The sequence below is a fragment of the Blastochloris sulfoviridis genome, assembly GCF_008630065.1.
Classification (GTDB): domain Bacteria; phylum Pseudomonadota; class Alphaproteobacteria; order Rhizobiales; family Xanthobacteraceae; genus Blastochloris; species Blastochloris sulfoviridis.
This window is the reverse complement of the sequence record NZ_VWPL01000001.1, coordinates 142,399-163,169: the sequence shown is the minus strand read 5'-3', so window position 1 is coordinate 163,169 and position 20,771 is coordinate 142,399. Positions and strand designations below refer to the sequence as shown.

18 protein-coding genes and 1 tRNA gene are annotated in these 20,771 nt (G+C 67.1%); 12 read left to right on the top strand and 7 right to left on the bottom strand.

The features are described from left to right. Window positions 1-112: 112 nt before the first annotated feature. Both thrS and F1193_RS00775 read left to right on the top strand, forming a co-directional pair. Window positions 113-2,083: a threonine--tRNA ligase gene (gene thrS / locus F1193_RS00780; protein ID WP_150095764.1), complete on the top strand. Its 1,971-nt coding sequence runs from the start codon at window positions 113-115 to the stop codon at window positions 2,081-2,083. Between the two features lie 27 nt (window positions 2,084-2,110). Continuing rightward, on the top strand, window positions 2,111-4,093 hold the full coding sequence (locus F1193_RS00775) for an acyltransferase family protein (RefSeq protein WP_170263232.1): 1,983 nt from the start codon (window positions 2,111-2,113) through the stop codon (window positions 4,091-4,093). Window positions 4,094-4,377: 284 nt separating this feature from the next. On the opposite strand, the gene F1193_RS00770 is transcribed toward F1193_RS00775, so the two are convergent. Then, window positions 4,378-5,424, bottom strand: a complete 1,047-nt coding sequence (locus F1193_RS00770) for a hypothetical protein (protein ID WP_150095762.1) — start codon at window positions 5,422-5,424, stop codon at window positions 4,378-4,380. A 497-nt stretch (window positions 5,425-5,921) separates the two neighbouring features. On the opposite strand from F1193_RS00770, the gene F1193_RS00765 reads away from it, so the two are divergent. Next, window positions 5,922-6,686: a hypothetical protein gene (locus F1193_RS00765; RefSeq protein ID WP_150095761.1), complete on the top strand. Its 765-nt coding sequence runs from the start codon at window positions 5,922-5,924 to the stop codon at window positions 6,684-6,686. 52 nt (window positions 6,687-6,738) lie between these two features. On the opposite strand, the gene F1193_RS00760 is transcribed toward F1193_RS00765, so the two are convergent. The 4 genes from F1193_RS00760 to F1193_RS00745 form a co-directional block, all read right to left on the bottom strand. Next, window positions 6,739-7,455: an ABC transporter ATP-binding protein gene (locus tag F1193_RS00760; protein WP_150095760.1), complete on the bottom strand. Its 717-nt coding sequence runs from the start codon at window positions 7,453-7,455 to the stop codon at window positions 6,739-6,741. Beyond that, on the bottom strand, window positions 7,455-8,201 hold the full coding sequence (locus F1193_RS00755) for an ABC transporter permease (RefSeq protein ID WP_150095759.1): 747 nt from the start codon (window positions 8,199-8,201) through the stop codon (window positions 7,455-7,457). The genes F1193_RS00760 and F1193_RS00755 overlap by 1 nt, the downstream gene beginning before the upstream one ends. Beyond that, entirely contained in the window at window positions 8,198-9,190 is a 993-nt protein-coding gene (locus F1193_RS00750) for an ABC transporter substrate-binding protein (RefSeq protein ID WP_150095758.1), read from the bottom strand. The genes F1193_RS00755 and F1193_RS00750 overlap by 4 nt, the downstream gene beginning before the upstream one ends. A 229-nt stretch (window positions 9,191-9,419) precedes the next feature. Next, on the bottom strand, window positions 9,420-9,623 hold the full coding sequence (locus tag F1193_RS00745; RefSeq protein WP_150095757.1) for a TOBE domain-containing protein: 204 nt from the start codon (window positions 9,621-9,623) through the stop codon (window positions 9,420-9,422). A gap of 145 nt (window positions 9,624-9,768) precedes the next feature. Here F1193_RS00745 and modD point away from each other — a divergent pair, with 145 nt between their 5' ends. Further along, the gene (modD, locus tag F1193_RS00740) at window positions 9,769-10,614 is read left to right on the top strand and encodes a ModD protein (RefSeq protein ID WP_150095756.1); all 846 of its coding nucleotides are present in this window, start codon (window positions 9,769-9,771) and stop codon (window positions 10,612-10,614) included. Window positions 10,615-10,676: 62 nt separating this feature from the next. Here modD and F1193_RS00735 read toward each other — a convergent pair whose 3' ends face one another. Beyond that, on the bottom strand, window positions 10,677-11,579 hold the full coding sequence (locus F1193_RS00735) for a xanthine dehydrogenase (protein ID WP_246164045.1): 903 nt from the start codon (window positions 11,577-11,579) through the stop codon (window positions 10,677-10,679). A gap of 240 nt (window positions 11,580-11,819) precedes the next feature. Beyond that, a complete protein-coding gene (locus F1193_RS00730) occupies window positions 11,820-12,323 on the bottom strand; it encodes a TspO/MBR family protein (protein ID WP_246164044.1) in 504 nt (167 codons plus the stop codon). 298 nt (window positions 12,324-12,621) lie between these two features. Between F1193_RS00730 and F1193_RS00725 the strand changes: the two genes are divergently transcribed. From F1193_RS00725 to rpoB, 8 genes are all read left to right on the top strand, one after another. Then, window positions 12,622-12,698: transfer RNA gene (locus F1193_RS00725), tRNA-Trp, on the top strand. A gap of 211 nt (window positions 12,699-12,909) precedes the next feature. After that, on the top strand, window positions 12,910-13,107 hold the full coding sequence (gene secE, locus F1193_RS00720; RefSeq protein ID WP_150095754.1) for a preprotein translocase subunit SecE: 198 nt from the start codon (window positions 12,910-12,912) through the stop codon (window positions 13,105-13,107). A 13-nt stretch (window positions 13,108-13,120) separates the two neighbouring features. Continuing rightward, window positions 13,121-13,651 carry a transcription termination/antitermination protein NusG gene (gene nusG, locus F1193_RS00715; RefSeq protein ID WP_150095753.1) on the top strand — a complete coding sequence of 177 codons (531 nt, stop codon included), beginning with the start codon at window positions 13,121-13,123 and terminating at the stop codon, window positions 13,649-13,651. 101 nt (window positions 13,652-13,752) lie between these two features. Next, window positions 13,753-14,184 (top strand): 50S ribosomal protein L11, encoded by a 432-nt coding sequence (gene rplK, locus F1193_RS00710; protein WP_150095752.1) that lies wholly within the window; start codon window positions 13,753-13,755, stop codon window positions 14,182-14,184. 4 nt (window positions 14,185-14,188) lie between these two features. After that, on the top strand, window positions 14,189-14,899 hold the full coding sequence (gene rplA / locus F1193_RS00705; RefSeq protein WP_150095751.1) for a 50S ribosomal protein L1: 711 nt from the start codon (window positions 14,189-14,191) through the stop codon (window positions 14,897-14,899). Window positions 14,900-15,305: 406 nt separating this feature from the next. Beyond that, a complete protein-coding gene (gene rplJ / locus F1193_RS00700; RefSeq protein WP_150095813.1) occupies window positions 15,306-15,824 on the top strand; it encodes a 50S ribosomal protein L10 in 519 nt (172 codons plus the stop codon). Window positions 15,825-15,867: 43 nt separating this feature from the next. Beyond that, window positions 15,868-16,245: a 50S ribosomal protein L7/L12 gene (gene rplL / locus F1193_RS00695; RefSeq protein ID WP_150095750.1), complete on the top strand. Its 378-nt coding sequence runs from the start codon at window positions 15,868-15,870 to the stop codon at window positions 16,243-16,245. A 357-nt stretch (window positions 16,246-16,602) separates the two neighbouring features. Beyond that, window positions 16,603-20,724, top strand: coding sequence for a DNA-directed RNA polymerase subunit beta (gene rpoB, locus F1193_RS00690; RefSeq protein WP_150095749.1), 4,122 nt, complete (start codon window positions 16,603-16,605; stop codon window positions 20,722-20,724). The last annotated feature ends 47 nt before the right edge of the window (window positions 20,725-20,771 follow it).

Genomic DNA, 20,771 nt, shown 5'->3' with positions numbered 1-20,771 from the left:
CCGGCGCATTTCCGCCCCGCCGCCGCCGGTCCCGGACCCGGCGCGCGCGCCTCATCCCCATTCGTCCGGCAGGCTTACCTGTGTTGTACGCAGGAGTGAGCAGGAGATATCGATGGTCACCCTGACATTTCCCGACGGCAATCAGCGCGCGTTCGAGCCCGGCATCACCGGCTTCGACGTCGCAGCTAACATCTCGAAGTCGCTCGCCAAGAAGGCGGTGGCGGTGAAGCTCGACGGCGAGTTGACCGATCTCGTCGACCCCATCGACCGCGATGCGAAGATCGAGATCGTCACCCGCGACGCGCCCGACGCGCTCGCCCTGATCCGCCATGATGCGGCGCACGTGATGGCCGAGGCCGTCCAGACGCTGTGGCCGGGAACCCAGGTCACCATCGGCCCGGTGATCGAGAACGGCTTCTATTACGACTTCCACCGCAACGAGCCGTTCACCCTCGACGACCTGCCCAAGATCGAGGCCAAGATGCGGGAGATCATCGCCCGCGATCGGCCGTTCACCAAGGAATACTGGAGCCGCGACGAAGCGAAGCAGGTGTTCCGCGACAAGGGCGAATACTTCAAGGTCGAGCTGGTCGATGCCATTCCGGACGGGCAGGACCTGAAGATCTACAAGCAGGGCGAGTGGTTCGACCTTTGCCGCGGCCCGCATTTGCGCTCCACCGGCCAGGTCGGCACCGCCTTCAAGCTGATGAAGGTGGCCGGTGCCTATTGGCGCGGCGATTCCACCAAGCCGATGCTGACGCGCATCTACGGCACCGCCTGGCAGACCCAGGACCAGCTCGACGCCTATGTGCATCAGCTTGAGGAGGCCGAGAAGCGCGACCACCGCCGGCTCGGCCGCGAGATGGACCTGTTCCATTTCCAGGAGGAGGGGCCGGGCGTGGTGTTCTGGCACCCCAAGGGCTGGACGCTGTTCCAGGGCATCACCGCCTACATGCGCCGCCGCCTGAGCGCCGACTATAAGGAGGTCAACGCGCCGCAGGTGCTCGACAAGGAGCTGTGGGAGATCTCCGGCCACTGGGGCTGGTACAAGGAGAACATGTTCAAGGTGCTGTCGGCCGGCGAGGAGACCGGCGACGAGCGGGTGTTCGCGCTCAAGCCGATGAACTGCCCCGGCCACCTGCAGATCTTCAAGCATGGGCTGAAGAGCTACCGCGACCTGCCGATGCGGCTGGCCGAGTTCGGCGTCGTCCACCGCTACGAGCCCTCGGGCGCGCTGCACGGGCTGATGCGGGTGCGCGGCTTCACCCAGGACGACGCCCACGTCTTCTGCACCGAGGACCAGCTCGCCGCGGAATGCCTGAAGATCAACGAGCTGATCCTCACCACCTACGCCGATTTCGGCTTCGAGGCCGATCTTGTGGTCAAGCTGTCGACCCGGCCGGACAAGCGCGTCGGCTCGGACGCCTCGTGGGACCACGCCGAGGAGGTGATGGGCCGGGTGCTGGAGCAGATCGCCGCCCAGTCGGGGGGCAAGATCAAGACCGCGATCAATCCGGGCGAGGGCGCGTTCTACGGGCCGAAGTTCGAGTATGTGCTGCGCGACGCCATCGGCCGCGACTGGCAGTGCGGCACCACCCAGGTCGACTTCAACCTGCCGGAGCGGTTCGGCGCCTTCTACATCGACGCCGACGGCCAGAAGAAGGTGCCGGTGATGATCCACCGCGCCATCTGCGGCTCGATGGAGCGCTTCACCGGCATCCTGATCGAGAACTTCGCCGGCCACTTCCCGCTGTGGATCGCGCCGCTGCAGATCGTGGTGGCCACCATCACCTCGGACGCCGATGCGTACGCCGAGGAGATCCTGAAGAAGCTGCGCCGGGCGGGCCTGCGCGCCGAGATCGACCTGCGCAACGAGAAGATCAACTACAAGGTCCGCGAGCATTCGCTGGCCAAGGTGCCGGTGCTCTTGGTGGTCGGCAAGAAGGAGGCCGAGACCGGCGGCGTGTCGATCCGCCGCCTCGGCAGCCAGAACCAGACCTCGGCGTCGTTCGCCGACGCGCTGGCGGCGCTGGTCGAGGAGGCAACCCCGCCGGACGTCAAGCGCGAGCGCGCAGCGGGGTAACCGTGAGTGGGCCGGAACGCAATGGTCTTGCCGCAGCCGATAATGGTCTCCCGCCAATCCGGGCGGGATTTTCGGCGGGATATCCAAGGCCTGCGCGCCATCGCTGTTCTGGCCATTCTCGTATTTCATCTTAGCGACAGTTGGCTTCCTGGCGGGTTTGCCGGTGTCGACATCTTTTTTGTGATCTCGGGCTATTTGATATCCCGCCAAATTATCCAGGCCGAGTCCTTCAGCTTCAGGACGTTCTACCTGCGGCGTTTCCGCCGCCTGTTCGCTGCACTGCTTGCCACAGTTCTTGTGTCACTGCTGGTCGGCTGGAAGATCCTAACGCCGGCCGATTATGTCTCGCTCGGCTGGTCGGCTCTCTATTCGTTGTTGGCAACAGCAAATATCCATTTCTATCTCTCTCAGAACTATTTTGACTCGGATGTTTTTCTCAAGCCGCTGCTGCACATCTGGTCGCTGAGCGTCGAGGAGCAGTTCTATCTGTTCTGGCCGGCCGCGATCGTCGCGCTCAAATGGCTGCGGTTGCCCTTGGTTCCGGCCATTGTGGCGGTCGGCGTCATGTCGTTGGCCGCTAGCTATTGGGTGACCGGCATCGCCCCTAGCTTCGCCTTCTACATGATGCCGTTCCGCGTGTTCGAGTTCAGCCTGGGCGCGGCGGTGGTGCTGCTCGGCGACATCCGTTGTTCCGCTTGGCTTCGCCAAGCCTGCGGAGCGGGGGGCTTGGTCCTCATAACCATCTCCCTGCTGGTCTTCGACGGCAGGACCCCATGGCCAGGCCTTGCCGCGCTGGTGCCCACGCTGGGCACGGCGGCACTCATTTTTGCAGGGCCTGCAAGTTTCGCAAACCGTCTGCTCGACAACGCGATTTTCCAATTTGTCGGGCGGCGGTCCTACTCCATCTATCTCGTTCATTGGCCGCTCATCGTCTTCTATCGCTATTGGATGCTGCTGCCGGTGACGCCGGCCGAGTTGGTGAGCCTGTTTGCCGGCTCGATCGTGCTGGGAGCAGTGTTGTTTTCGGCCGTGGAGAAGCCGTTCCGCTATGGCTTCAGCCAAACGGCCAAGCTCCGGTCATGGCGGGCAGCGGGGACGGCCGCTACGGGGCTGGCTGCGGTGTGCGCGCTGGCCGGGTCGGTGGGATTGGCGGTGGCGGTGGTTGTCGCCGATGGATTTCCGGCTCGCGTCAAGTCCGTGCAGAAGCCGGGCGAATTGACCTTTGCCGGCGATCTTTGCGACCATCGTCTGAGCCGTTGCGGCTTCGGAGATCTCTCCGCAAACAGAATCGTCTATCTTGTCGGCGACAGCCACGCGCTCAATTTATTGTTCGGTCTTGACGAACTTTTCAAGGAGCATGGTTTCAAGGGCATTGCATTCTTCGATCATGGATGTTTGTTCTTGCGCAATACACGTCGTTTCATCAGCGGAGTGCCGGATCAGCAATGCGCCAAGAATGTCGCCCAGGCATACAGGCAACTTGAGGCCGACAAATTCCCTGTGATCCTGGTCGGGAACTATGGCGGCTATGCCCGCGACATCGGTGAGTCCGACGGGCCGTTGTTCGAAGGGGTCGGGAACGATTACGTAAATTGGCTTGAGGAACGTCTCTCTAAAAGCCTGCGGCAAATCCGAGCCGGCGAGCGAACGACGATCCTGCTGAACAGCAGCTACAATGCCGGGATCAACATTGCGACCTGTCTCGCGCGTCCGGGCGGCGACTTGAAGTCCTGCCAGCCCGCCCCTCTTGCAAAAGTGCGTAAGGAGACGGAAGCTATTGATCTGATGGTGGAAAGGGTTTCGGCACAGATTCCTGGGTTGATGATAATCGACCCGAAATCAGTCTTTTGCTCAAATGATCAATGCGAGATAATGGCCGGCAACCAGCTTTATTTTCGCGATGCCACGCACCTTACCAATGCAGGGTCGCGCTTCCTGATCTCTCGGATCCAGGACCGGTTGCTGGCGGCATTGAACGGCTCGCCGGCTCACGCACCGTCAACGGACTGATAACAATGGCCGAGAAAGTCGGCCGTTGATATGGCAACGGTCGAAGGCGCTGACCTCATGAATCCCCTCATTATTGACTTATGTGCCCCACGCTTGCCCGCAGGTCCTCTTCGGTGGACCTGAACCGTGACTCGCCCCCATGTTTCCACCATGCAGCGCCGTCGAAATATGGCTGGGCGCAGAGTTGGCGGTCGACGAGAACCGGCCAACTGTTCAAGCACCACAACGCCAAGGCATTGAAGTCTCAGCACAAAAAATGAGGGGATTCCTGAGGGCGCTGACACTCACCGCGCCCGGCGGCCGGCGCTGGGCGCGGCGTCGGAGGTCAGCACCTCGATCTCGGCGTCTCGGCCCGGCTCGATATTGATCTCGCGCGAGAACGAGCGGCCCTCGTTGCGGGCGATGACGAGATAGTCGCCCTCCTGCAGCACCATCGAGGGGAAGGCGCCGATCGATTCCTTGATCACGTCGCCGCCGGGCGTCAGCACCGACCACGCGGTGTTGGCGATGGCATCGCCGCCGGGCGCCTCGACCAGCTTGAGGGTGATGGCGGCGGCGCGGTGGCGCAGCGTCGCCTCGGAGATGCGGCCGGCCTGCACCTTCACGTCGGCGCGCACCACCGCATTGGCGTCGCCATAGGCGGAAACCACCTGGTAGGTGCCCTCGGGCAGCAGCACCAGCGCGCCGGGCTCGATCTGCCGCATCAGCAGCCGCTCCGGCCCGCCGCCGACCAGACTGTTGGCGTAGACGTCGAACGACACCTTGGCGGGCGGCAGGATCTGGTCGGCGAGCGCCGCCTGCAGCTTGAGGCCGCCGGCCTGCAGCGCAAACGTCTCGCGCACCGGCTCGCTGGCCAGCGTCACCGGCTTGGCGTAGCCGGCGAGGCCGTAGCCCGCGTGCACGACATAGCTGCCGGGATCGAGCGCGAAGATCGGCATGGCGTCGTGGGATTCGCCCACCAGCACGTGATTGCCGTTGGCGTCCGGGGCGGCGGCGAACACCCGCCAGTGCAGCGCCGCCTGGACCACCGCGCCATCGGCGCTGTAGCGGGCGGCCAGCGCCAGCGCCACCTTGCCGCGCGGAATCGCCGGAATCGCGGTGTGCGGGCTTTTCGGCTCGGCCATGCGCGGCCCCTCGCGCGAGGGCGGCATCGGCGGCGCGGCCGGCACGGCCTTGGGAACGGCCGAAAAGCCGGGCGTCGCGCCGGGCGCATATTGAAGCTGGGCGGCAGCCGGCTGCGCCAGCGCAAGCACCGCCACGGCGAGACCGGCACGCGACAATCTCAGCCTGACAGGCAGCCGGTGCAGGTGGGCCGGAAAGGACCATTCCATGGCGCGTAATTAGGTCGGAAAACACGGCTGTTTCAAGCCCGGCGGGACTCGGTCCGGGGACGAACGGCGCTCGCGGCCGCGTCCCTCTCCTTCGCGCCGGATCTCCTTGGCGCCAGAGCGAGGGCCGGCCCCTCTTGGCTCATGCGGAGTTTCCTAACGGTAACGGCAAAGTTCCCCGTAATTCTTCGCGCAGATGGTGCCATGGGCCATAATTTATGATTGCATGATGCGAAGAGGGCGAGCATCGCCAGGGACGGCGGGATCCCCCGCCGATCCCACGCCCGCCCGCGTGCGCCGGAGGGGCTGGCAATCTCGCCAGCCGGGGCGGGACGAGCCGGGACGAACGGACAGGCGGGCGTCCGGTGCGATCTCGCCAGCCGACAAGAGGCGGGTCTGGATCGTCCGGACCTCTCGTGAGTTATCCTTGGAGCCGGCCTCCATGCGACGGCGTCGTGCGACGGCGTTGCTGGCGACTCCGGCCGGAGGGAGGAGCGAACATGCCCCCCAGTTTTGCCGGCCCCCATCATTGCCTGGGCACGGCGCGCCGCGTCAGCGACGAGGTGTTCGCCGAGATCAGCGATGCCGCCGCCCGCCAGGGCGGCACGCTGACGCTGCAGCAGATCGAGGCGCTGAAGACGGCCTATGACGAGGCTGCCCCGCAGCGCTTCCGGGCGATCGAGTGCATCTTCAACACCTGCATGTGCGCCGCCGCCAAGGAATCGATGCCGAAGGCCTTCGACGAGGTCGAGCTCGTTTCGAGGTTCCTTTACGCGCACACCTCCGGCATCGCCTGGGCGGTGTTCGAAAGCCGGTTCGAGCGGCCGGACCGGGCGTGGCTGGCAGAGTTCTACCGGGTATTGGCGCGTTTCGTCGTCGGGCGGTTCGATCCCGATTTCCCGCCCCGCGCCATCGCCGTCTATATCGAGGCCGGCCAGCAGAAGGGGCAGGCATTGTCGGTCTGCGACCTTGTCCAGAGCGAGCAGGGCCGGGCGGCGGTGCACGAATGTCTCCTGCGGATCATGGCCGAGCCGGTCACGCCGCAGCTTGCCGCGGAGCTTTGCGCGGCGATCACCGATGCCGAGGCGCCCGCCGGCGCACCGAAGCCGGCCATGACGGTCGAGGAGGCCGAGCGCTTCCTCACGCTGCTGCGCCATGCCAAGCCGGTCCGCGCCCAGACGATGCCGGCAAGCTGCCGCGAGGGTGATGAGGACGATCTCGATCTGTTCGAGGACGTGCGCAACCTCGCATTCCGCGCGCCCTGACGACGGTCGCTTCCGGGATCGCGAAGGGATCAACCGGGAACCGCATGATGTCTCAGCGTTCCAGCAGGGCGCCGCGCGCCGCCGGCAAGGCGAGGAAGGTGGCCGCGGCGGCATGGATGGCGGCCGGATCGGCGGTCGGCGTCGCCTCGGCGTCGAGCACCACCCGCGCCGGCCGTGCCGACAGCACGAGGATGCGGTCGGCGAGGCGGATCGCCTCGGTGACGTCGTGGGTGACGAACAGCACCGCGCTGCCGCGCCGCTCCACCGCGTCGCGCACCAGATCCTGCAGCTCGCGCCGCAGGCCGACGTCGAGCGCCGCGAACGGCTCGTCCATCAGCACCAGGTCGGGCTCGACCGCGAACGCGCGGGCGATGGCGACCCGGCTCTGCATGCCGCCCGACAGCTCCGCCGGGCGCTTGCCGAGATCGGCCGGGGCGAAGCCGAAGCCGGTGAGCAGGTCGCCGGCGCGGGCGCGGCGCGCCTCCCGCCCGACGCCCAAAGCGGCGAGCCCGAAGGCGGCATTGTCGGTGGCGTCCGCCCAGGGCAGCAGGCGCGGCTCCTGGAATACCATGGCCGTGCGGCGAAACCGGTTCTCGACCCGGCCCGAGGCCGGCGCGACAAGGCCGGCGGCGAGCCGGAGCGAGGTGGTCTTGCCGCAGCCGGAGCGGCCGAGCAGCGCCACCAGCCGGCCGGGCGCGACCGCAAGATCGAACCGGTCGAACACCGGCCCGTCGCCGAAATCCAGCGTCACCCCGTCGAACACCAGCATCACGCCACCCCCCGCGCGCGGCGGCGGACCGGGCTGAGCAGCGCCGCGTCGCAGGCGAGCAGCAGCGCCACCGCCAGCATCACCCAGGCCAGCGTCATGGCGAGGTCGAGATGGGCGCGCGCGGTGGCGATCTCGCCGCCGATGCCGGTGCCGCCGCCCAGCACCTCGGCCATCACCGCCACCTTCCAAGCGAAGGCCAGCGCGGTGGCGAGCGCCGGCAGCAGATGGTCGAGGAGCTGCGGCACGATCAGCGCCCGCAGCTTCAGCAGCGGCGGGGCGCCGAAGGCTCTCGCCATCTCGCCGAGGGCCGGATCGCGGGCGAGAATGCCCTGGAACGCCCCGGCGAACACGATCGGCAGCACCGTCACCAGCACGGTGAAGCCGGCGCTCAGGCCCGCCGGCCCGAACCACAACAGCGCCAGCACCACCCAGGCGATCGGCGGCACGCCGAGAATGACGATGGTCACCGGCCGGAGCGCCGCGCCGAGCGGCGGCAGGAGGCCGCCCGCGATCCCCAGCGCCGCGCCGAGCATGGCCCCGGCGAGCCAGCCGCCCAGCGCGTCGGCGGCGGTGACGGCGAGCGCCGGCCCGGCCTTGCCGGAGAGGATGAGGGTGGTGAGGGTGGCTGCGGTTTCGGCCGGCGCCGGCAGCACCAGCGGCCCGAGCGCGCGGTGGCCGGCCTCCCACGCCACGGCCAGCCCGGCAAGGCCGGCGGCGCCCCAGGCGAGGCGGGCGGCCGCGTTCACAGGTCGAGATAGAACTCGTCCGGCGGCAGCGTGCCGCCGAGCGTCGCGGGCGAGAGGTCGAGGATGGCGCGGTAGAACGTCTCGATTTCCGGTCGGATGGCCGCCGCCGACACCACGTCGATGTTGAAGTGGTCGAGCGAGCGCTCAAACACCGCGGGACGGGACTGCATGGTGCGTTCGGCGAGCTGTGCCGCCTCCGTGCGGTTGGCCAGGACCCAGTCCTTAGCCGGGGCGAGGCCGGTGCGCAACGCGGCCAGCAGCTCCGGCGAATCGTCGATCAGGCTCTGGTGCAGGGCGACGCCGGCCATCGGAATCCGCGGCTTGCCGAAATGGCGGCCCCAGGCCTGCTGCAGGCTGATGGCCCGGCGCAGCGCGCGGCCCGTCTGCCCGGCCATCATGATCGCGCCGGTGGCCGGCGGCTCGTTGAGGATGGCGGTCTCGGCCTGGCCGGCGACCAGCATCTGCGCCGCCTCCATCGGCGTGCCGACATAGGTGAGCTCGATGTCGCGGTCGGGGTCGATTCCCTCCTTCCTGGCGATGGTCCGAAACACCAGGTCGGGCATGTCGTTCTTGAAGAAGCCGACGATCTTCTTGCCGGCGAGGTCGGCGAAGGTGGCGATCGAGGGATCGGCCGTCACCACCGACAGATGGCCCATGCTGATGATGGCGAGGAGCCGCATTGGCAGGCCGCGATTGGCGAGGTTCGCCGGCACGTGGATCGGCGTGGTGATCAGGCGCGAGCGGCCGGAGACCAGCCCGGCGCGCAAATCGTCGGTGTCGCGCCACAGGCGGAAGGTCGCGCCCGGCGCCGCCTCCGCGAGGCCGCCCGATTCGATCAGCCGCACCAGGACGACGGTGGAGGCGTTGGGGGCGCCCAGCACTTCGAGCCCGCTGACCGGATGGGCCGAGGCGGGACGGGTGACGGCGGCGAGGTTGAACGCGGGCAGGCCGGCGAGCCCGGCGAGGACGGTGCGGCGGGAGAGGGACATGAGGCGCGCTCTGGATATATCCGAAGGAATATAGCGGTGGTCCGAAAAACGACGGCTGCGCGGCCGCCGCTTCCGCTGGACCGCCGGGTGACCGGCGTGCCTGCGTCATACGGTTTCCGGTTGATCCCTTCGGGATACCGGAAACAGTCTCGCCGAAAATCCCGTTATCGAACAAGGGATTCTCGGCGAACGGAATACGAAACTCCGGCTTGATCAGCCGGATTTCGTATCAGATCCCGATCATCACGTCCGACGACTTGATCACCGCGAAGGCGTCCTTGCCGACGGCGATACCAAGCTCGTCGACCGCCTCGTTGGTGATCGCGGCGGTGATGACGTTGCCGCCGACATCGAGCCTCACATGGGAGGTGGTGGCGCCCTTGGTCACCTCGATGACCTTGCCTTTGAGCACGTTGCGCGCGGAAATCTTCATGTTGTCCTCTCAGTTCCGGCGGCGGCTTGCCGCTTCGCCGTATCGGCAGATACATAGCGAAACGCCCCGGTCCGGTCGAGCGAGGAGTGGTCGCGCCGCCCGGGCGCGAGGCCCGCAGACGGATTTCCAACAAGGCCCAAAGATCATGCCCTTTCCGCTTGGCGATGCCGCGCTCGATTCCCTCCTTTCGGACGACGTTCCGCTGGGCGACCTCACCACCCACCTGTTGGGCATCGGGGACGCCCCCGGCACGATGACCTTTGCCGCCCGCGGCCCGATGGTGGCGGCGGCGGTGGAGGATGCCGCGCGGCTCCTGGCGCTGGCCGGGTGCACGGTCGAGACGTTCACAGCCTCCGGCGTGGCGCTGGCGGCCGGGGCGCCGATCCTGGCCGCGCACGGCCCGGCCGGCGCGCTGCACCGCGGCTGGAAGATGGGCCAGCTTCTGATCGAGACGGCGGCGGGCATCGCCACCGCGACGCGGGCGATCGTCGAGGCGGCGCGCGCCGTCAATCCCGATGCCGCGGTCGCCGGCACCCGCAAGATGGTTCCCGGCGCCAAGGCGCTGTCGCTGAAGGCGCTGATGGCCGGGGGCGGGGTGCCGCACCGGCTGGGCCTGTCGGAGACCATCCTGGTGTTTGCCGAGCACAGGGCGTTCCTCGGCGGCGAGCCGCCGGCCGCGACCATCGCCCGCCTGCGCCGTGGCGCGCCGGAGCGCGCGGCCGTGGTCGAGGTCGCCTCGGTCGAGGAGGGCGTGACCTGGGCGGCCGCCGGTGCCGATGTCATCCAGGCCGAGAAGTTCACGGTCGAGGCGGTGGCCGAGCTGGCGGCCCGGCTGCGGGCGGTGGCGCCGCGCGCCCTCGTCGCCGCTGCCGGCGGCATCAATGCCGAGCGGGCCGGCGCCTATGTCGCGGCCGGCGCACGGGTCATCGTCACCTCGGCGCCCTATACCGCCAAGCCGCTCGACGTGGCGGTGCGCATCGCCCCGGCTTGAAGCGAAATCTCAGAATCGGCACGTTAAAAGCAGGCTCTGAGGAGAGATGAAACGCCGTCATATCAACGGCTTGCCGGCATTTCCGGATTCTGAATCGAAACTTGAAGTGCCGACGACGCCATCGCGGTGGGGGGCGCGAACGCCGGCTGCAGCGGCTGCTGGGCGGCGCGGCTCATCACCGCCTTGAGCGTGGCGAGCGCGATGGCGCGCGGCCGCTCGTCGATGCCGGTCCAGCGCGCCTGGCGGCCGCGCGGGTCGATCTCCAACAGCTTGGTGCGTACCGGCACGAAGAGCCCGTCCCGCACCACGCCGCGCAGCACGCCGTCGAACGGCGCCGCCACCGGCACGCCGTCGAGGTGGCCGACCGGGAACCCCTTGAACACGCGGGTGCCGATCTCGATGGCGGTGCGCCAGCGCCCCGCGGCCGGCGCATAGGCGAAGCGCTCGCGGCCGGCATTGCCGAGTCGGGCCGGGATGCCGTCGGCGTCCAGCGTGGCGCCGCTTGTGACCAGGAGGCCGGTGCAGGCCGGGCAGGTCTCCACCGCGATGTCGCAGTTGAAGCCGATCCTGAAGCCCGGCCCCAGCCCGACGGTGATGCCGGCGAGGTGGCGCAGATCGGGGGTGACGGCGTATTTCTGCATCCGGCCGTCGACCAGCACGTCGATCGGCCCCTGCACGATGAGGTCGGTGAGGGCGAGGCGGGTCACCGCCACGGTGTTCGGCGCCGCCAGCACCTGCACCAGCTCCGGCCAGGTCTCCGCCCGACGCCCGACAACGGTCTCCAGCACGCAGCGGTCGTCATAGAGCGCATCATGAAAGGCCATGGCGCGCCGCATCACCGGCGGGGCGGGATCGTGCGACAGCACCACCGAATAGCCCTGGCGGCGCAGCAGCACGGCGACCGCGGAGGCGATTTCATTGGTGCCGAGCACGATGGCAAGCGGGCGGCGATGGCGTTGCGGCATGGCGGACTCCCGTCTGTCGCAGAAGCAAATGCAAGCCGCGCGCCAAAGCCGGCGAAATTAAAAATCGATAAATATCAATATGTTGAGGAAGGGTGCTGCCGCCCGCCGCCATCGCCGGGGCCCGCGGAGCGCTGTATTGTCTGATTACATAACGGCCATGTCGCATATCCGACATTGCCCCGCCGGCAAATCCGACACGCGGCCGGGCGCAGTGTCCCGGCCGCGTTGTGGCGACGTGTGTCAGCTCTTCGAGGCGAGCGAATCGAGCGGCCGGTCGCGATTGAGCCGCAGCACCGCCAGATTGAGCAGGAAGGCGAAGGTCACCCAGCCGAGATAGATCACCAAGAGCCAGGCGGCGGTGGTGCTGACCTGGGCGAAGGCGATGATGGTGGCCACCAGCGACAGCCACATGGCGCCGGCATCGATCAGCGCGAGGTCGACGCGGTGCCAGCCGAAGAACAGCGGCGACCAGATGCCGTTGAAGAAGATATGCAGCACATAGAGCGTCAGCGGCACGGCGGCGCCGGCAATGCCCGCCTCGCGCCACACCAGCCAGCCGGCCACGGCGAGCAGCGAATAGAACACCATCCAGGCCGGCGCGAACGCCCAGTTGGGCGGAATCCAGGCCGGCTTGGCGATGGAGCGGTACCATTCGTCCGGGCCGTACTTGGCGCCGGTGGAGGCCGCGGCGAAGCAGAGGGCGAAGAAGCCGGCGAGGGCGAGCAGCGACGTGATGTCCATCATGGCCTTGTGAGTCCGTTTCTTGTTCGAGTTGTTCGGCGAGGTCCCAGTGCGTGGTCGGGGGGCGCCTCATCCCAGCGTGTTCGAACTTATAAGCGAATTTACGGGCGGCGTCCGGGCCCGGATTGCCCAATGTCGCCAAATCAACGGACTCCCAGCGAAAATCGGCCCGCAAATGCGCCGCGTCCGAGTGGGGGCGGGGGCTGGACAAGGGCCGGTGCGTCGTATACGTGTTCACCATTCCGAGGAATGACGGAGGATGTGCCATGGCTCACGTGCAGCCGCGCGTCCTGTCGCCCGGAGGAGTGTAGCTCAACTGGCTAGAGCACCGGTCTCCAAAACCGGGGGTTGGGGGTTCGAGTCCCTCCACTCCTGCCAGCTTCGGCTTCTGCCAGCTTCGGCCTGCAGAAACCAAGGCGGCGATACCACGGTCGGTTTCCGGCATCCGTAGCGCCGGCTGCCGGCTTCGACCCGGCCTCGGGGCCGATACGAGGCAGCCATGGCCCGGCGGAGCGGGTTCGGCGGACGTGTCGATCAGACGGAATTGTTCACGCAGACTCGTTCAAGTGGAATCGTTCAAGCGGACATCATGGCGAAGACCAATCCCCTCGAATTCTTGCAGCAGGTCCGCTCGGAGACCGAGAAGGTCACCTGGCCGACGCGCCGGGAGACCGCCATCACCACGGTGATGGTGCTGGTCATGGCTGTCGCCTCCGCCGTCTTTTTCATGCTCGTCGACTGGATGATTCGGCTCGGCCTGTCGGCTCTGCTGTCGATCGGCGCCTGAAGGTCACCCGGCAATGGCGGCTCATTGGTATATCGTCCACGCCTATTCGAATTTCGAGAAGAAGGTCGCCGAATCGATTCGCGAGCAGGCGGCGAGCCGCGGGCTGAACGATCTGTTCGAGCAGATCCTGGTCCCCACCGAGAAGGTGGTCGAGATCAGGCGCGGCCGGAAGGTCGATTCGGAGCGGAAGTTTTTCCCTGGCTACGTGCTGGTGAAGTGCAGCCTCACTGACGAAGCCTATCATCTCATCAAGAACACGCCGAAGGTGACGGGCTTCCTGGGAGCGGACAAGAAGCCAATCCCGATTTCCGACGCCGAGGCCAACCGCATCCTGCACCAGATGCAGGAGGGCGTGGAACGGCCCAAGGCGACGATCAGTTTCGAGGTTGGCGAGCAGGTCCGCGTGGCGGACGGCCCGTTCGCCTCGTTCAGCGGCTTCGTCGAGGAAGTCGACGAAGCCAGATCTCGGCTGAAGGTGGCGGTCTCGATCTTCGGCCGGCCCACCCCGGTCGAGCTTGAGTTCGGGCAGGTCGAGAAGCTCTGAGCTTCGACCGGCTCGATGTGGAAGGCGAGGGCGCCGGCCAAGCGTCCGACCCGCACCACGAAACCCTGAATCGGCCGGGCATCCGGCCACGGGAGTGACAGATGGCAAAGAAAATCACCGGCTACATCAAGCTGCAGGTGGCGGCGGGCGCCGCGACGCCGCAGCCGCCGATCGGCCCCGCGCTCGGCCAGCGCGGTCTCAACATCATGGAATTCTGCAAGGCGTTCAACGCCAAGACGGCGCAGATGACCAAGGGCACGCCCATCCCGGTCGTCATCACCGCCTATCAGGACCGCTCCTTCACCTTCGAGATGAAGCAGCCGCCGGTCTCCTACTTCCTCAAGCAGGCCGCCGGTCTTCAGTCGGGCTCCAAGACGCCGGGTCGCGGCGCCAAGGCCGGGCGCGTCACCGCCGAGCAGATTCGCGAGATCGCCGAGAAGAAGATGGTCGACCTCAATTGCGACTCGATCGAGTCGGCTGCGCGCATGATCGAAGGTTCCGCCCGCTCGATGGGCCTTGAGGTGGTGGGGTAAGGCCATGAGCAAAGCTGGCAAGCGTATCCGCACCGCCCGCGAGGGCATCGACCGCGCCAAGCTCTACACCCTCCCGGAGGCGGTGGAGCTCATCAAGTCGCGCAGCAAGGCCAAGTTCGACGAGACCGTCGAGGTGGCGCTCAATCTCGGCGTCGACCCGCGCCACGCCGACCAGATGGTGCGCGGCGTCTGCAACCTGCCCAACGGCTCCGGCCGCACGGTGCGGGTGGCGGTGTTCGCGCGCGGCGCCAAGGCCGACGAGGCCAAGGCGGCCGGAGCCGACATCGTCGGCGCCGAGGATCTGCTGGAGATCGTGCAGGGCGGCACCATCGAGTTCGACCGCTGCATCGCCACGCCGGACCTGATGCCGCTGGTCGGCCGCCTCGGCAAGGTGCTGGGCCCGCGCGGCCTGATGCCGAACCCGAAGGTCGGCACCGTGACCATGGACGTCGGCGGCGCCGTGAAGGCGGCCAAGGGCGGCGCGGTCGAGTTCCGCGTCGAGAAGGCCGGCATCATTCATGGCGGCATCGGCAAGGTGTCGTTCACGACCGACAAGCTGGTCGAGAACATCCGCGCCTTCACCGACGCGGTGGTCAAGGCCAAGCCGTCGGGTGCCAAGGGCACCTATCTTCAGCGTGTGGCCGTCTCCTCGACCATGGGGCCGGGGGTCAAGGTGGAGCCATCCACAGTGATTGGCGGCGAAAAGGCAGTTTAGGGGCTGACAAACTGCATCAAGAACGCTTATTTGAGAGTTTGGCTCCGGCCTCGGCCGGAAGCTTGAAGAGATCCGTTGCCGGGTGATCCCCGGCGCGGTGGGGCCGGCGGGCTTGCCCGTCCGGCCTCGTCCTGTCCGAGACTGCAGGTGCCGGCGACGGCCTAATCCTTGAAGGAACAGAACGCCTTCTGGGCCTGCACAGACGGGGGATCAGCCGACCCCGGGCGTGGCCGACTTCTGGCCGTTCCCGGAGACCGGTTCGAACCAGCACCTCGGCCCGTTCGCGGCGCCCGGGGGGACAGGGCAACCCGAGCGCCGTCCTGCGAGGCGAGACGTGTTCCGCCAGACGGGCCGGCAGGTGCAACAGGCGGACGATCTTCGATCGTTCCGCCAACGGAGACGAAGCGTGGATCGCGCGGAAAAGAAGGTCGTCGTCGAGTCGCTCAACGAGGTTTTCAAGACTTCGAGCGTCGTCGTCGTCGCCCATTATTCCGGCCTCACGGTCGCCCAGCTTCAGAACCTGCGCAAGCAGATGAAGAAGGCCGGCGCCAGCGTGAAGGTCGCGAAGAACCGCCTCGCGAAGATCGCGCTCGAAGGCACGGATGCTGCCACCATCGCGCCCCTGCTCAAGGGGCCGACGCTGATCGCCTATTCGGGCGATCCGGTGGCCGCTCCCAAGGCCGCCCTCGACTTCGCCAAGGCGCACGACAAGTTCGTGATCCTGGGCGGCGCGATGGGCAAGACGGCTCTCAGTGTCGACGGGGTGAAGGCGCTTGCCACTCTGCCCTCGCTCGACGAGCTGCGTGCGCGGCTGGTTGGCGTCCTCAGTGCGCCGGCCACCAAGTTCGCCCAGCTGTCCAAGGAGCCGTCGGCCAAGATGGCCCGCCTGCTCAAGGCCTATGCCGAAAAGCGCGAAGCCGCGTGAGGCTTCTCGAAACTCCGGTTCGAACCGATAAGGACCATATTCAATGGCTGATCTGCAGAAGATTTACGACGAGCTGTCCGCTCTGACCGTGCTCGAAATGGCCGAGCTGACCAAGCTGCTCGAAGAAGGCTGGGGCGTGTCGGCCGCTGCGGCGGTCGCGGTTGCCGCGGCGCCGGGCGCTGCCGCCGCTGCGGCGCCGGTCGAAGAGAAGACCGAGTTCGACGTGATCCTGGCCGCGGCTGGCGACAAGAAGATCGAGGTGATCAAGGAAGTGCGCGCGATCACCGGTCTCGGCCTGAAGGAGGCCAAGGACCTGGTCGAGGGCGCGCCCAAGCCGGTCAAGGAAGGCGTGGCCAAGGACGAGGCCGAAAAGATCAAGGCGCAGCTCGAGAAGGTCGGCGCCAAGGTCGAACTCAAGTGAGACGTCGCGTGCGGTGGCTTCGGGACATCGTCCCGGGGCCGCTGCGCGCACTCCGCCCGGCGGCCGGGCGGGACGGCGTCGCGTCACGGATTTCGTCGCGTCACGGCCTTTCGGGTGATGCGGTCTTTCGGGTGACGCGGTCTTGCGAGTGACGCGGTCTTTTGAGTGATGGATTGCGAGTGATGGATTTCAGCCGGCTCCGAGCCGGTCTCCCGCCGGATCGCTTCGGCGGGATGCGTGCGTAAGACGCCCCGGAGAGCCGGGGACGGCGGACCGAGGGTCGCCGCCGACGGAGTTCCCCGCAGCGGGGGACGTCGACCCTCCGGCCGGCGCATGCCGGCGAGCAACGAGGACACGATGGCTCAGACGTTCAGCGGTCGCAAGCGTATTCGCAGGTTCTTCGGCGGCATCCGGGAAGTCGCGGAGATGCCCAACCTCATCGAGGTGCAGAAGGCATCCTACGACCAGTTCCTGCTGGTTGAGGAACCGAAGGGCGGCCGACCCAACGAGGGGCTGCAGGCGGTCTTCAAGTCGGTGTTCCCGATCTCCGACTTCTCGCAGACGGCGATGTTGGAGTTCGTGCGCTACGATTTCGAGCCGCCGAAATACGACGTCGACGAATGCCGCCAGCGCGGCATGACGTTCGCAGCTCCCCTCAAGGTGACGCTGCGCCTGATCGTGTTCGATGTGGACGCCGAGACCGGCGCCAAGTCGGTCAAGGACATCAAGGAGCAGGACGTCTACACCGGCGACATCCCGCTGATGACGTCGAACGGCACCTTCATCGTCAACGGCACCGAGCGCGTCATCGTCTCGCAGATGCACCGTTCGCCGGGCGTGTTCTTCGACCACGACAAGGGCAAGAGCCACTCCTCGGGCAAGCTCCTGTTCGCCGCCCGCATCATTCCCTATCGCGGCTCCTGGCTCGACATCGAGTTCGACGCCAAGGACATCGTCTATGCGCGCATCGACCGGCGCCGCAAGATTCCGGCCACGAGCCTGCTGTTCGCGCTCGGCCTCGATCCGGAGACCATCCTCAACACCTTCTACCGCCAGGTCGAGTACAAGAAGGACAAGGACGGATGGCGCATGCCGTTCGATCCGACGCGCTTCAAGGGCTTCAAGGCGACCGCCGATCTCATCGACGCCGACACCGGCGAGGTGGTGGTCGAGGCCGGCAAGAAGCTCAACGCCCGCCAGGCCCGCCTGCTGGTCGAGAAGGGCTTGAAGGCGTTGCGCGCCACCGACGCCGATCTGGTCGGCCAGTTCCTCGCCGAGGACATGGTCAATCCGCAGACCGGCGAGATCTATGTCGAGGCCGGCGAGGAGGTCTCCGAGAAGACCCTCAAGATGCTGGTCGAGGCCGGCTATGACGAGCTGCCGATGCTCGACATCGACCACGTCAACACCGGCGCCTATATCCGCAACACGCTGGCGATCGACAAGAACTCGGCCCGCGAGGAGGCGCTGTTCGACATCTACCGGGTGATGCGCCCGGGCGAGCCGCCGACGATTGAGACCGCCGAGGCGATGTTCCACTCGCTGTTCTTCGATCCCGAGCGCTACGACCTCTCGGCGGTCGGCCGGGTGAAGATGAACATGCGCCTCGACCTCGACGCCGACGACTCCATCCGCGTGCTGCGCCGGGAGGATATCGTCGCGGTGGTGCGCACGCTGGTCGAGCTGCGCGACGGCAAGGGCGAGATCGACGACATCGACCATCTCGGCAACCGCCGCGTCCGTTCGGTCGGCGAGCTGATGGAGAACCAGTACCGGCTGGGCCTGCTGCGCATGGAGCGCGCCATCAAGGAGCGCATGTCGAGCGTCGACATCGACACGGTGATGCCGCAGGACCTGATCAACGCCAAGCCGGTGGCGGCGGCGGTGCGCGAGTTCTTCGGCTCCTCGCAGCTGTCGCAGTTCATGGACCAGACCAATCCGCTGTCCGAGATCACCCACAAGCGCCGCCTGTCGGCGCTGGGTCCGGGCGGCCTGACGCGCGAGCGCGCCGGGTTCGAGGTGCGCGACGTGCACACCACGCACTATGGCCGCATCTGCCCGATCGAGACGCCCGAAGGCCCGAACATCGGCCTGATCAACTCGCTCGCCACCTTCGCGCGCGTCAACAAGTACGGCTTCATCGAGACGCCCTACCGCCGCGTCAAGGACGGCCACGTGACGGAGGATGTGATCTATCTCTCCGCCATGGAGGAGGGGAAGTACTACGTCGCGCAGGCCAACATCCCGCTCGACGCGAACGGCCGCTTCCTCGAAGACCTCGTGGTCTGCCGCCACGGCGGCGACGTGCTGATGGTGTCGCCCGACAAGGTCGACTTCATGGACGTGTCGCCCAAGCAGCTGGTGTCGGTCGCCGCGGCGCTGATCCCGTTCCTTGAGAACGACGACGCCAACCGCGCGCTGATGGGCTCGAACATGCAGCGTCAGGCCGTGCCGCTGGTGCGCGCCGAGGCGCCGCTGGTCGGCACCGGCATGGAGGCGGTGGTCGCCCGCGATTCCGGCGCGGCCATTCCGGCGCGCCGCACCGGCGTCGTCGATCAGGTCGACGCGACGCGTATCGTCATCCGCGCCACGGAAGAGACCGACCCGACCCGGCCCGGCGTCGACATCTACCGCCTGCAGAAGTTCCAGCGCTCCAACCAGAACACCTGCATCAACCAGCGTCCGCTGGTGCGGGTGGGCGATCAGGTGAAAAAGGGCGACGTCATCGCCGACGGTCCCTCGACCGAGCTCGGCGAGCTGGCGCTCGGCCGCAACTGCCTCGTCGCCTTCATGCCGTGGAACGGCTACAACTTCGAGGACTCGATCCTGCTGTCCGAGCGGATCGTCAAGGATGACGTGTTCACCTCGATCCACATCGAGGAGTTCGAGGTGATGGCCCGCGACACCAAGCTCGGGCCGGAGGAGATCACCCGCGACATCCCCAACGTCTCGGAAGAGGCGCTGAAGAACCTCGACGAAGCCGGCATCGTCTATATCGGCGCCGACGTGCATGCCGGCGACATCCTGGTCGGCAAGATCACGCCCAAGGGCGAAAGCCCGATGACGCCGGAAGAGAAGCTGCTGCGCGCCATCTTCGGCGAGAAGGCGGCCGACGTGCGCGACACCTCGCTCCGCGTGCCGCCCGGCGTGCAGGGCACGGTGGTCGAGGTGCGCGTGTTCAACCGCCACGGCGTCGACAAGGACGAGCGCGCGCTGGCGATCGAGCGCGAGGAGATCGAGCGCCTGGCCAAGGACCGCGACGACGAGCTCGCGATCCTCGACCGCAACGTCTACACCCGCCTTGCCGACATTCTCGACGGCAAGAGCGCGGTGGCCGGCCCCAAGGGCTTCAAGAAGGACACGGTGCTGAGCCGCGAGATCTTCACCGAGTTCCCGCGCGCCCAGTGGTGGCAGTTCGCCTTCGCCGACGACCAGCTCATGAGCGAGCTGGAGGCGATGCGCAAGCAGTACGACGACTCCAAGAAGCGCCTCGAACAGCGCTTCCTGGACAAGGTCGAGAAGCTGCAGCGCGGCGACGAGCTGCCGCCCGGCGTGATGAAGATGGTCAAGGTCTTCGTCGCCGTGAAGCGCAAGATCCAGCCGGGCGACAAGATGGCCGGCCGGCACGGCAACAAGGGCGTGGTGTCGCGCATCGTGCCGGCGGAGGACATGCCGTTCCTCGCCGACGGCACGCCGGTCGACATGGTGCTCAATCCGCTCGGCGTGCCGAGCCGCATGAATGTCGGCCAGATCCTGGAGACGCACCTGGGCTGGGCCTGCGCCGGCCTCGGCCGGAAGATCGGCCAGGCGGTCGACGCCTACATGGCGCAGAACGACATGGCGGCGTTGAAGGCGACGGTGAACGAGATCTACGCGCCCAACGATCCCGCCGTCGCGGCGCTCGACGAACAAGGCTTCGTGGAGCTCGGCCACGGCCTGCGCCGTGGCGTACCGATCGCCACGCCGGTGTTCGACGGCGCGCACGAGGCGGACATCGAGCACATGCTGGAGCTCGCCGGCCTCGACAAGTCCGGCCAGAGCGACCTGTTCGACGGCCGCACCGGCGAGCAGTTCGACCGTAAGGTCACGGTTGGCTACATCTACATGCTGAAGCTGCACCATCTGGTCGACGACAAGATCCACGCGCGCTCGATCGGCCCGTACTCGCTGGTCACCCAGCAGCCGCTGGGCGGCAAGGCGCAGTTCGGCGGCCAGCGCTTCGGCGAAATGGAGGTGTGGGCTCTGGAAGCCTATGGCGCGGCCTACACCTTGCAGGAAATGCTGACGGTGAAGTCGGACGACGTGGCCGGCCGCACCAAGGTCTACGAGGCGATCGTCCGTGGCGACGACACCTTCGAGGCCGGCATTCCCGAGAGCTTCAACGTGCTGGTCAAGGAGATGCGCTCGCTCGGCCTGAACGTCGAGCTGCAGTCCAGCAAGCCCGTGGCGGCGGAGCAGTTGCCGCCGGCCGCCGAATAAAGCGCGTGCGCAGGCGGGGCGGCCCGGCCGCCCCGCGCCGACCGTAA

Excerpts from the sequence above, each read along its gene's own strand:
- F1193_RS00745 (WP_150095757.1), bottom strand. The coding sequence starts at position 9,623 with ATGAAGATTTCCGCGCGCAACGTGCTCAAAGGCAAGGTCATCGAGGTG.
- secE (WP_150095754.1), top strand. The coding sequence starts at position 12,910 with ATGGCGAAGACCAATCCCCTCGAATTCTTGCAGCAGGTCCGCTCGGAG.
- F1193_RS00760 (WP_150095760.1), bottom strand. The coding sequence starts at position 7,455 with ATGCTGGTGTTCGACGGGGTGACGCTGGATTTCGGCGACGGGCCGGTG.
- nusG (WP_150095753.1), top strand. The coding sequence starts at position 13,121 with ATGGCGGCTCATTGGTATATCGTCCACGCCTATTCGAATTTCGAGAAG.
- F1193_RS00730 (WP_246164044.1), bottom strand. The coding sequence starts at position 12,323 with ATGATGGACATCACGTCGCTGCTCGCCCTCGCCGGCTTCTTCGCCCTC.
- F1193_RS00765 (WP_150095761.1), top strand. The coding sequence starts at position 5,922 with ATGCCCCCCAGTTTTGCCGGCCCCCATCATTGCCTGGGCACGGCGCGC.
- F1193_RS00770 (WP_150095762.1), bottom strand. The coding sequence starts at position 5,424 with ATGGAATGGTCCTTTCCGGCCCACCTGCACCGGCTGCCTGTCAGGCTG.
- rplL (WP_150095750.1), top strand. The coding sequence starts at position 15,868 with ATGGCTGATCTGCAGAAGATTTACGACGAGCTGTCCGCTCTGACCGTG.
- rplA (WP_150095751.1), top strand. The coding sequence starts at position 14,189 with ATGAGCAAAGCTGGCAAGCGTATCCGCACCGCCCGCGAGGGCATCGAC.
- F1193_RS00750 (WP_150095758.1), bottom strand. The coding sequence starts at position 9,190 with ATGTCCCTCTCCCGCCGCACCGTCCTCGCCGGGCTCGCCGGCCTGCCC.
- modD (WP_150095756.1), top strand. The coding sequence starts at position 9,769 with ATGCCCTTTCCGCTTGGCGATGCCGCGCTCGATTCCCTCCTTTCGGAC.
- F1193_RS00735 (WP_246164045.1), bottom strand. The coding sequence starts at position 11,579 with ATGCCGCAACGCCATCGCCGCCCGCTTGCCATCGTGCTCGGCACCAAT.
- thrS (WP_150095764.1), top strand. The coding sequence starts at position 113 with ATGGTCACCCTGACATTTCCCGACGGCAATCAGCGCGCGTTCGAGCCC.
- rplK (WP_150095752.1), top strand. The coding sequence starts at position 13,753 with ATGGCAAAGAAAATCACCGGCTACATCAAGCTGCAGGTGGCGGCGGGC.
- rpoB (WP_150095749.1), top strand. The coding sequence starts at position 16,603 with ATGGCTCAGACGTTCAGCGGTCGCAAGCGTATTCGCAGGTTCTTCGGC.